At 36.3% G+C, this 9863-nt stretch carries 12 protein-coding genes; 5 read left to right on the forward strand and 7 right to left on the reverse strand.

Going from position 1 to position 9863, the window contains the following annotated elements:
- Positions 1-487 (forward strand): pyridoxal-phosphate dependent enzyme (locus AC4CU2_RS18795; RefSeq protein WP_490769388.1); only part of this gene is annotated, 487 nt, incomplete at its 5' end.
- A 412-nt stretch (positions 488-899) separates the two neighbouring features.
- Here the strand turns inward: AC4CU2_RS18795 and AC4CU2_RS18800 are convergent.
- Positions 900-1214, reverse strand: a complete 315-nt coding sequence (locus AC4CU2_RS18800) for a BrnA antitoxin family protein (RefSeq protein WP_087696029.1) — start codon at positions 1212-1214, stop codon at positions 900-902.
- Entirely contained in the window at positions 1177-1488 is a 312-nt protein-coding gene (locus AC4CU2_RS18805; protein WP_087696030.1) for a BrnT family toxin, read from the reverse strand. Before AC4CU2_RS18805 ends, AC4CU2_RS18800 begins: the two co-directional genes overlap by 38 nt.
- 379 nt (positions 1489-1867) lie before the next feature.
- On the opposite strand from AC4CU2_RS18805, the gene AC4CU2_RS18810 reads away from it, so the two are divergent.
- Together AC4CU2_RS18810 and AC4CU2_RS18815 are read left to right on the forward strand one after the other, a co-directional pair.
- On the forward strand, positions 1868-2077 hold the full coding sequence (locus AC4CU2_RS18810; RefSeq protein WP_005249157.1) for a hypothetical protein: 210 nt from the start codon (positions 1868-1870) through the stop codon (positions 2075-2077).
- Between the two features lie 248 nt (positions 2078-2325).
- On the forward strand, positions 2326-3780 hold the full coding sequence (locus AC4CU2_RS18815) for a SulP family inorganic anion transporter (RefSeq protein ID WP_005249159.1): 1455 nt from the start codon (positions 2326-2328) through the stop codon (positions 3778-3780).
- A 212-nt stretch (positions 3781-3992) separates the two neighbouring features.
- Here AC4CU2_RS18815 and AC4CU2_RS18820 read toward each other — a convergent pair whose 3' ends face one another.
- The 5 genes from AC4CU2_RS18820 to AC4CU2_RS18840 form a co-directional block, all read right to left on the reverse strand.
- Positions 3993-4523 (reverse strand): plasmid replication DNA-binding protein, encoded by a 531-nt coding sequence (locus AC4CU2_RS18820; RefSeq protein ID WP_279732817.1) that lies wholly within the window; start codon positions 4521-4523, stop codon positions 3993-3995.
- A gap of 78 nt (positions 4524-4601) precedes the next feature.
- Positions 4602-5531, reverse strand: a complete 930-nt coding sequence (gene repM / locus AC4CU2_RS18825; protein WP_094148990.1) for a replication initiation protein RepM — start codon at positions 5529-5531, stop codon at positions 4602-4604.
- 545 nt (positions 5532-6076) lie between these two features.
- Positions 6077-7129, reverse strand: coding sequence for a MobA/MobL family protein (locus AC4CU2_RS18830; RefSeq protein ID WP_104221583.1), 1053 nt, complete (start codon positions 7127-7129; stop codon positions 6077-6079).
- Positions 7122-7883: a hypothetical protein gene (locus AC4CU2_RS18835; RefSeq protein WP_490769389.1), complete on the reverse strand. Its 762-nt coding sequence runs from the start codon at positions 7881-7883 to the stop codon at positions 7122-7124. Before AC4CU2_RS18835 ends, AC4CU2_RS18830 begins: the two co-directional genes overlap by 8 nt.
- Before the next feature lie 547 nt (positions 7884-8430).
- Positions 8431-8676, reverse strand: coding sequence for a hypothetical protein (locus tag AC4CU2_RS18840; RefSeq protein ID WP_004282220.1), 246 nt, complete (start codon positions 8674-8676; stop codon positions 8431-8433).
- Between the two features lie 153 nt (positions 8677-8829).
- Between AC4CU2_RS18840 and AC4CU2_RS18845 the strand changes: the two genes are divergently transcribed.
- A complete protein-coding gene (locus AC4CU2_RS18845; protein WP_004758944.1) occupies positions 8830-9054 on the forward strand; it encodes a hypothetical protein in 225 nt (74 codons plus the stop codon).
- 390 nt (positions 9055-9444) lie between these two features.
- On the forward strand, positions 9445-9863 hold a 419-nt coding region (locus AC4CU2_RS18850; RefSeq protein ID WP_490769390.1), incomplete at its 3' end, for a pyridoxal-phosphate dependent enzyme.

Raw genomic sequence — 9863 nt, forward strand, 5'->3', positions numbered from 1 at the left:
TATTGATGAAACAATTGAAGACGGCATCATACCAAGTGCTGTTGTTTTATCCGTTGGAGGTGGAAGTTTACTATCAGGTATTAGTCAGGGCTTGTCTAAAAATAAACTAAATATTCCAATTTATGCTGTAGAAACGGAAGGAACTGCTTCATTAAATACAGCAATTAAAATGGGACAACATATTAAATTAGATAAAGTTACAGGTGTAGCGACAACTCTAGCTGCACAGCAAGTTTGTAAGAATGCTTTCGAGCTTACACAATTAAAAGAAATTAAAGGAATCACGGTTACAGATGAAGAAGCGATTGATGCTTGTTTTAAATTTTTAGATGACCATCGAACTTTAGTTGAACCTGCTTGTGGTGCTACTTTAGCAACTTTATATAATAAAAAAATGGACTTTTCACCTTCAGATAATATTCTTGTAATTGTATGTGGTGGTGCATCTATCTCTCTTGAGCAACTTTTGAAATATTCATCTCAATAATTTAGAAAATTATTTTTTCTTTCAAAAAAGCTCAGTATCTAATACTGAGCTTTTTATACAGTTATGAAACGTTAAATAAGATTATGAAAATCAGTTATAATTATCTGATAAGTAATTAAAAATAATAAGGTAATTTATGTCTACATGGGTATGGGTGCTTATTTATTTGGCAGTTAGCTTAATGTTCAAATGGATTATTTCATGGGGTTGAGCTGATCGTATTAAAGGTTGGAAGAGTATCTTTTTCTTAGATATGGAATCAAGCTCATGGAATGAAGAACAGCTTAGAGCTATGGCTTTGTTTCTATGGATAGCATTTACCATTCTTTTTATTATAGGTTTAATTTACCCCGAATTTAGATTCTATAAGCTTAAAAATAGTTTGTAAAAAACGGAGCTTAAGCTCCATTTTTTATGGGTGATTTTTTAAATCATTCAGCATTGCATCACGTAAAATCTTATTCATACGTGTCTGATAGCCTTTGCCTTGTGCTTTTAGCCATTGCATGACATCTGCATCAATGCGTACTGTAGTTACTTGTTTAGTTGGCTTATAAAACGGATTTTGGACAGCATTTTTCCAAAAGCTTTTATCAAGTTCAGGAATGTCCGAAAAGTCTATTTCACTATCTGGGCGTTTAGCCAGGGCTTCGAGTCTTGCCTTTTGTTCTTCAGATAAAACAGGAGGCTTATTCAAATCCACTTTGTAAGTAACGGTTTTGTTCATACTGTTTCCTCTCTTTTTTCTCTGCCTGTCGTGCTGAAATAATACGGATATGATCTATCCCATTATGGTCTTGTACTGTATGAGCCACTAATAAAACAGCTTGCCCATGTACCATACCTATCGCTTGCCAACGATATTCACCATTCTCAAAGCGATCCTGTTTGAAGACGGCATGAGCATCATAAAAAACCAATGTTGCATCTTCAAAAGCTACACCATGTTTTTTGAGGTTTGTATCTGCTTTATGCTCATCCCATGAAAACTCAATTTCCATAGTTGCATCGCTTTTTGTTAATATAAAAATGTTAATACAAAATTGTAAATTTTGCAAAGTTCTTCCATTTTTTATTGGCAAAATCTTACAGAATCGAACATAAAAACGCCGATTTGTTTCAAAGTCGGCTTTTTTTGCATTTTTGGCTTTTTAAGGTTTTATTAAATATCTGATATTTATATTAATATACAAGTGTACTTCGTATAACCGCCATTATGTTAAATGGATGGCATTTGGGAGATATTATTTATTCTTTCAATAGGCAGAAACTTGCAGAATTTTTCTTAATTTGTAATCCTTTCGGCTAAGGGTGTCTAGCGTAGCTAAGACAGGTATTAGTTATAGTCGGGCCGCTATAATACGGATGACGAGTGCCTGTATGTTTAACCTAAATATCTTTAATAAGATCTCTAGCGAAGTATTGACCATCAAAAATGATCTTGAGCTGAATTCTGAAAATCAACTGATAACTAAGTATAAGACTTCTACTTCTGAAGATTATAAACAGGCTATTGTTTTGATTTTTAAAGAACGTGGCTATACACGTTTGGAAATAGGTCAATTACTTAGGGAGCCAAAAGCTTCATAAAATACCGATTAAACAAAGCTTGGATATAACATCCAGGCTTTATAAAAAAGTACCTAGCTGTTACCCTTGTCCTGATTTTTTTACTCTAAACCTTCTTTCATCTTATGACACTTACGCCACCTTAAGTTTATTTACCGTCTTAAATCTGTAAATAACTCATCACTGTCTAGTGATGTGGTGTAGTCGCTTGTGTGTTGTATATATCACATCACTAGCCTATCTGAAAAATTAAAAAACAGGCTATGTTTATGTTGTCTAATGTCCGAGAACAGTGGTTCTCTAACATCCGTGGGGATGTACTTGCTGGATTAGTCGTCGGTCTTGCACTCATCCCTGAAGCCATCGCATTTTCAATTATTGCAGGTGTAGATCCTAAAGTCGGTCTATACGCATCTTTCTGTATAGCCGTCGTGATTTCTTTCGTAGGCGGTCGTCCAGCTATGATTTCAGCAGCTACAGGGGCTATGGCACTGCTCATGGTTACTTTGGTCAAAGAGCATGGGCTTGAATACCTGCTTGCAGCAACAATTTTGACGGGTGTAATTCAAATAATGGCTGGCTATTTAAAGCTCGCCAAGTTAATGCGATTTGTATCTAAATCTGTGGTTATTGGATTCGTAAATGCGTTAGCAATTTTAATTTTTATGGCTCAGCTGCCTGAACTGATTAATGTGACCTGGCATGTATATGCTTTAGTTGCTTTAGGTTTGGCGATTATTTATCTCTTCCCTATGATTCCCAAATTAGGAAAATTATTGCCTTCTCCACTTGTCTGCATCATTGCAATCACATTACTGGCAATTGCTCTAGGAATTGATGTAAGAACTGTGGGTGATATGGGATCGTTACCTGACACACTTCCAATGTTCTTGATTCCAAATATTCCTTTGAATATTGAAACATTGATGATTATTTTGCCTTATTCAGTCGCACTGGCGGCTGTAGGTTTACTTGAATCGATGATGACAGCAACCATCGTGGATGAAATGACAGATACACCAAGTGATAAATTCCAAGAATGTAAAGGACAAGGTATCGCGAATATTGCTTCTGGCTTTATGGGGGGGATGGCCGGTTGTGCCATGATTGGTCAATCCATGATTAACGTGAAATCGGGTGGTCTTACACGCTTATCAACATTCTCTGCGGGTATTTTTCTTCTTATTCTGGTTGTATTTATCAGCGATTGGCTCAAAGTGATTCCAATGGCTGCATTGGTAGCGGTAATGATCATGGTCTCTATCAGTACCTTTGAATGGAGTTCTGTCACTCAGTTAAAAGATAATCCTAAGAGCAGTAATATCGTCATGATTGCGACTGTGATTGTAGTTGTTGCTACGCATAACCTGGCTTTGGGTGTGTTAACAGGCGTATTACTTTCAGCTTTGTTCCTAGCGAATAAACTTGAAAATGATATCCAAGTAATAGCATCTTTTGAAGGAACAGCCCGTTTATATGATTTGAGAGGTCAGATCTTCTTTAGTTCTTCTGAAAAATTCATGCAAGGGTTTGACTTTAAAGAGGATGTAAAGGATGTGATTATTGATTTGACCCATTCTCACATTTGGGATGTAACATCAGTCGCCATGCTTGATTCTGTTGTAAATAAATTCCAAAAGAATAGTGTGAATGTCACTGTGCGTGGCTTAAATGAAGCCAGCTCTATCATGATTGATAAGTATGGAACACATGCCAGAATCTAAGTGCAGGAGATTTTACGTTTATGTAGAATCTCTAAAATTAACATAATACACGTTATACGAAATGCGTTATAATTATCCTTATAATTCAAGGCTGTAGTTTCTTTTTTGCCCAACCTCCCCCAAGGTGGGCTTTTTTTATGATTTTTCACGTTCCACGCTTATTATTTGATCAATGTTTCACGACTTTGTTCATATCAGTTAAACAATCGTAGTTAATCATAGGGTCTAAAAAAACGGCTCCAAAAGCCTCTTTTTTCCGGTTCCTGTTCAATGTGCTCCGGTACTGGAATCCGCTTATTTTCCCTCTGCTCCAGAGTAGTCAATCCGTCATGTTTAGCTTCTGCTGTGTCAGGTTCGGGATCTGGTTTGACTATGCTGGGTTGCACTAATTCTTGATCGGTAAACGTAGTCATATTAGGTTTTGGGGCTTCTAATAGGCGTTGCATCGTTTCAATTTGGTTTTGATAGAAAGATTCCCGATCTTTGGCATCATCAAGCTGATTTTTCAACATGTCTATCTGCTGTCTAAGCAGTAAAACTTCTGCCGAATTTTGACTGTCTACTTTTACAGATTCTTTTACATCCTGTTTTTTGACGGGTTCCCCAAAAACACGGATTGCTTCCGCTAGATCAATCTTATTCTCAGAATTTTTACTTAAAATTCCTTTCTTTATGTTGTTGTAAATCGTTTGTCTATTGATGTTGTAGAGCTTGGAAAGTTCAAGAACTGTAAGGGTTTTCATCCTGCAAACCTATGCCTAAACTTGTAAAATGTTATTGCCTATTAGACTGTCTAATAGGCAAATGATCAAGTTTAAATTTTAGGCAGATTGGAAACCAACTTTTTGAAGATAAGGAAGTAATTCTTGGAATTTTTCACTATCTTGAAGCATTTCAGCAATACGTATAGCGAATTGTGGGTAGCTTTCTGTCCCCTGAGAATACTTCCCCATTTCTGGTAGTTCGGAAAGTTTAGTAGCGAATAAGTGGCGTTGCTTATCTGTCATTCTAGAGAATAGATCAGTTGTATTAGGATCTCTATTAGTTTCTATAAATCGAATAGTTGCTTTCTTTGGCTTAAAGCTAAAAGAAAATCCTGAGATTGAACGACCCTTTTTATGCTGTTCGTATTTAACAGTTATATCTGAAAGTTCGTTGATTTGATCTACTGCAATATCTAAAACACGTCTCTTAAATGCTTCCATTCGAATGTATTCGTTAACACCTATACCAAGTTGGCTACGAAATTTATTTAATTCATAAACAGGCGTTTTCCCTACAGACTTCCATTGCATTAAGAGTTCATAAAGACGTACTGCATAGACGCTTTTGAAGTCAGCAGTTTTTTTCAAATGATAACTAGTAAAGTACTGTTCAAACCCATCTATTTTAGTGACATGTTCAATTACCACACGAGTTAAGGTAACTAAAATTCTTCCTTCACCTTTCCGATAATTAGCATCTTGAATCCAGCGACTTTTTGTTAAAGTTCCATCTTCATTGGTAATAGTAAATTGTCTTTTAAAAAGAGAATCTTCTGCTTCAATTAATGCTAAATAAGCTGCATCTGGAGAAACGTTAAATGCTTTAGCATATCTAAGAGCATTTAATTCTAAAGGTTCATCTGTTGATAATCCTTGTCCAGTCTCACGAGCGTCTACAATTGCGAGCTGAAGTAAGCGGGTTTCGCTTAAAGTAAGTGTCTGTAAAGCTTGTACAAGTTTATTAGATTTTACGACTAAGTCTGTCATGTCATTCTATTTAGCAACAATTTTATTATGTTGCTATAACAACATAATAAATATTTGTTGTCAAATACCGAGGAAACGTTGCTATATAACCGAGGAAACGTTGCTATATAACCGAGGAAACGTTGCTATATAACCGAGGAAACGTTGCTATATAAAGTTTGAAAGCCTTGCAAAAAAAGGCTTTCAGCGTGTCTAAAAGCATTTAAAAACCTTAAAAATAATTAAAAGCCTGGGGAATGAAAAATTGCCCTTGGTTTTCGCTACGCTCAAACTCTATTGAATCTCGCTTTCGCTCGATTCGTTGGGGCAATTTTTTGGTCAATATTCCCGTGAATTTGAGGAAAAGCAGAAGCAAGATCAAAAGCAACTCGGAATTCGCTTCGCTCATAAAGCCTTTTTACTCGCTACGCTCGGTCTAGGCTCAATTTTTTACATGTGATTTACGCTTATTTAGGCTTCACAGCCTAAAAAGCTGTTTTTCAGAGAGTCTAGGCGCGAATTTTGCTGATGTCGCTCGTAGACACTCGCTTTGCTCATCTTGGTTTTTACATCGAAAAGTTAAAGCCAGTGTCTTTTTTAATAGTCGGTGTTGGTTTATTTTCAGGAGTGAGATTGAGTTCTTGATTCTTAAAGGATGGATCAACTAAAGCTTGTTGCTGTTGAATCGCGGTTATTTCTACTGAGTGGGTATCTGGATTTAAACTCTTCAATAAGGCTGTTACTTCTAAACTGCTATACGGCTGGTCATTCACACTGTAAAACGGTTTAGCACTGAGGTTGAGTTCCTGGTGTTTCTGGAGTTGTTCGCGTTCAAATTCTTGTTGGTTATGCTCGCGGATTTGTTTGATCTGCTCTAAATATTCAGGTGTATTGTTTTGATTGCCAACTCCAAGCTTGGGTTCGGCAATGTAAAAGGTGCCGTGATCTAAATTATATTGTTTATAACTTGAAGACGATACTCGATTGGGGATGTTGATCTCTTGTCCATCGATTTGGTAAGTCAAGGTCGGGGCATATTGGCGTAAGGCATCATTCATATAGTTTTCCCACTCCTTGCGGATATACAGTAAGAATGAACGGTAGTTGTCAAAGCCTTCATCAAGTTGTCTTTTTTTCGCCCCGCCTTTCTCCGGGTTTTTCGGATTAAAGCGTTTGAAGTAGGTTTCTGGCGTGCGGTCAAGGCCATCATTGGCTTTCAAAGACAACATGAGATGACAATGCGGTTGATCAATGCCGCCAATTCTCGATTTAACGTTGTGTATGGCGTAAGAATGCGGATATTGGTGACTGGCTACGTGTTCATTTAAAAATGCCTCTACCAGTGTTTTACGCTGTTCTGGTGTAAGTTCATTGGGGAGAGCCAATTCATATTCCATGTAGACTTTGGCATTGGCTCGCTCATGGGTATCTGCTGCTTTCCAGAAGTCAGCAGGATCTTTCGCCCAAGATGGCATACAACCACCCGGTTCAATATGTTCTAAAACTTCTTGGCTTTTGACACGCACATGCTGATATTTTTCTAATCGAGCAATATAGAAATAATGTTCGAGTGCATAGCCTTTGGGTTTGTCTCTTAGTTGCAGGTGATAGCTAGCCATTTTCTGCCATTGTCCTAATGATTTGCTTTAAATAAATTGGCAAACCATCTTCGTCGCGATAGTCTGTGAGTTGATCTAAAACCAGTGGAAACAAGGTCTTGGCTTGAGTTTCACTGAGGCCAACATTGAGCATTTCTTGAAAAATGATCGTATTGCAATTGGCTAAATTAAAGTGCATATCTTGACTAAAAAGAGCACGAATTATTTGCTCGGCCGTCAGTTTGGTGACATCAATATTTTTTGTTTTTAACAATGACAATAGCGCCCCGCCGAGCTCAAATTTCTTCTTGTTATCGGCATTCCGTTTTGCTTTATTTTCTTTCTTCTCGAGCTGGTTGAGATACAGTTTTAAGCTATTTTCATCGACTTTGTTGTCTTTAAAACGAAGATATTGAGTTGCCATTGTTTTAAGCACATTCAGTGTCTGATCTTCACGAGTGCTTTGGTATTGTTGATATAACTCGACGAACTTTTTTTGAAAGAAATCATGCGATGTAGTTTTACAAAGTTGTTGATAAAGCAGTTCAACTTTTTGAAGCTCTCTAAATGGTTTAATGGCTTGTTTTACGATGACTAATGCCGTTGGTGACAAGTTCTGCATTTCAAATTGAGCTGCTTGAATTTCACGAACTGCATTTTGAGTGACTTGATCCCAAATTTTATACTTTCTCACATAGTCGACATAGGCCTTTAACTCTAGTTGATTGAGTAAAAGAGCTGGTCGTCCACGTTTTTTTGACTCAGAGTTTTGCATCTTAACAAGAAATCCATTCACGAAAAGTTTCATTATGCGTTGTAGCATAATTCATTTTTCGAATGGATTTTAATTAATAAAAAATAAAATTAATTTTATTTTTTATTAATTCGCACTTAACAGTTTCTCTTCGAGAAACTACAGTCCGTGAGGGAATCCTTCCCCTCAACCCCTGGGCATCAGCAGCTTAGGTATTGAACCTAAGCTGCTGATATTTAAGCAATATGCTTAAACTTTAAAATCAAAACAATGCTGTGCTTTTCGCTTAAATTGCGCTTGTTTCCGGTAAAAAAGATGTCCGTTGCTGCATTTTCAGTTTCGTTTCTACAAAAACGGTTCTGTTACCGAATTTTCAGTTTTATTTCTGCAAAAAAAAAGTCTGTTGCTGCACTTTTAGTTTCGTTATTACACTTTGCTTGATCGTGTTAGCAACGATTAAAACAAGTCTTAGATTTATACGTGACAATAAAAAGCCAGTTGTATGAACTGGCTCTTTCTATTTGGGATTTACTTACCAATTGCGATTTTTTACCGTGCCTCTCATAAATTAACAGTCAAAGCTGAAGAAGTGCTCTGGGAAACAAGAAACAAAGGCTTTTTGAATATCGCTGTACTCACACTCAGGATGCTTCTCTAAATAACGTCGAGTCCAAATCAGTGTGGCTTCATAATCATTAAAGCACTGATCGAGTTGTAAAAAAATCCACAGTTCATGGGCTTTTTGAATGAAAAAGTCATTGATGATCATGAGAGCAATTTTCTTTTCAGTGTTTGAATCCGGGTATGAGTACATATTACATTTCTCCGATAGTAAGGATAAATAGGTTAGTTGATAAGCTATTTATAACACATAAAAATATGTGTTTACCACATAATTTTATGTGTTTTTATGTAAATATAACCCTATGCTATAATCTCAAAACACCATTTCTATAAATTTAATTAAATGCCATATACTGAATTTCAACGTCTTGTCGGTAAAGCAGGGCTTTCAATTAAGGAATTTGCTGCCTTATTGGATATGAAACCTAATTCGATTACGAATTACAGTAAACAAGGTGTGGTTCCTACACATATTGCTGTAATCGTTGCGTTGATTTCTACGATGAAAGATGAGGGATTAGATTTCTATCCAATTTTTGAAAAAGTTAAGTCGTATTCACAAGAATAAAACTCTCGTTTTTTGATTGTTGTAAGCTTTTTAGTAGATATTGATGATGTAAAAAATGCCTGAACTTCAGGCATTTTTTTGTTTCAGGAACTTATAAGCCTCGATAGAACTTTTCAATAAAGTATCGAGTTTTGAGAACCAGGGGGATCATCAAATTCTTATGTTCTGAGATCTTAGGTCGAGCATTCGGTAAACCGGACATTTCTATTTGGGGGTTACAACTGATGAATTTCGCATAAGAGATTTTATGTTAAATAGCCCTCAGTTGAGGGCTATTTTTTGAATGAATAGGATAAGTCTTAGAATTCACTATAACTACTTTAGTTAAGACGTCAAAAAATATAAGGCTATAATGTGGAATTCCACTACTTTTCAAGTTTATTAAACACGATGATTATTAAAACTCCTATTCTAAAATCTAAGACATTAAGTAATATAAATAACTGTAATATATGGTTAAAAATGGAATCCACACAACCATCTGGTTCTTTCAAACAACGCAGTATAGGGAATGCTTGTTCATACTATGCGGAACAAGGTGCCAAAAAGTTTATTAGTTCATCAGGCGGCAATGCGGGAATTTCTGTAGCTTATATGGGAAATTCATTAAACATTCCAGCGACTATTGTTGTTCCTAAAACAACTTCTCAAAAAGCAATAGACATCATGCGTCAACAAGGTGCAGAGGTTATCGTGCATGGTGAAATTTGGACAGAAGCAAATGAACTTGCTCTACAGTTTGTTAACTCTGAGGCAATTTATATCCATCCTTTTGATGATCAATATTTATGGGATGGAGTAGCAAAAAT

This window comes from Acinetobacter sp. 797_lipA, assembly GCF_058243025.1.

Excerpts from the sequence above, each read along its gene's own strand:
- AC4CU2_RS18800 (WP_087696029.1), bottom strand. The coding sequence starts at position 1,214 with ATGAACAAAACCGTTACTTACAAAGTGGATTTGAATAAGCCTCCTGTT.
- AC4CU2_RS18805 (WP_087696030.1), bottom strand. The coding sequence starts at position 1,488 with ATGGAAATTGAGTTTTCATGGGATGAGCATAAAGCAGATACAAACCTC.
- AC4CU2_RS18810 (WP_005249157.1), top strand. The coding sequence starts at position 1,868 with ATGTTTAACCTAAATATCTTTAATAAGATCTCTAGCGAAGTATTGACC.
- AC4CU2_RS18815 (WP_005249159.1), top strand. The coding sequence starts at position 2,326 with ATGTTGTCTAATGTCCGAGAACAGTGGTTCTCTAACATCCGTGGGGAT.
- AC4CU2_RS18820 (WP_279732817.1), bottom strand. The coding sequence starts at position 4,523 with ATGAAAACCCTTACAGTTCTTGAACTTTCCAAGCTCTACAACATCAAT.
- repM (WP_094148990.1), bottom strand. The coding sequence starts at position 5,531 with ATGACAGACTTAGTCGTAAAATCTAATAAACTTGTACAAGCTTTACAG.
- AC4CU2_RS18830 (WP_104221583.1), bottom strand. The coding sequence starts at position 7,129 with ATGGCTAGCTATCACCTGCAACTAAGAGACAAACCCAAAGGCTATGCA.
- AC4CU2_RS18835 (WP_490769389.1), bottom strand. The coding sequence starts at position 7,883 with ATGCAAAACTCTGAGTCAAAAAAACGTGGACGACCAGCTCTTTTACTC.
- AC4CU2_RS18840 (WP_004282220.1), bottom strand. The coding sequence starts at position 8,676 with ATGTACTCATACCCGGATTCAAACACTGAAAAGAAAATTGCTCTCATG.
- AC4CU2_RS18845 (WP_004758944.1), top strand. The coding sequence starts at position 8,830 with ATGCCATATACTGAATTTCAACGTCTTGTCGGTAAAGCAGGGCTTTCA.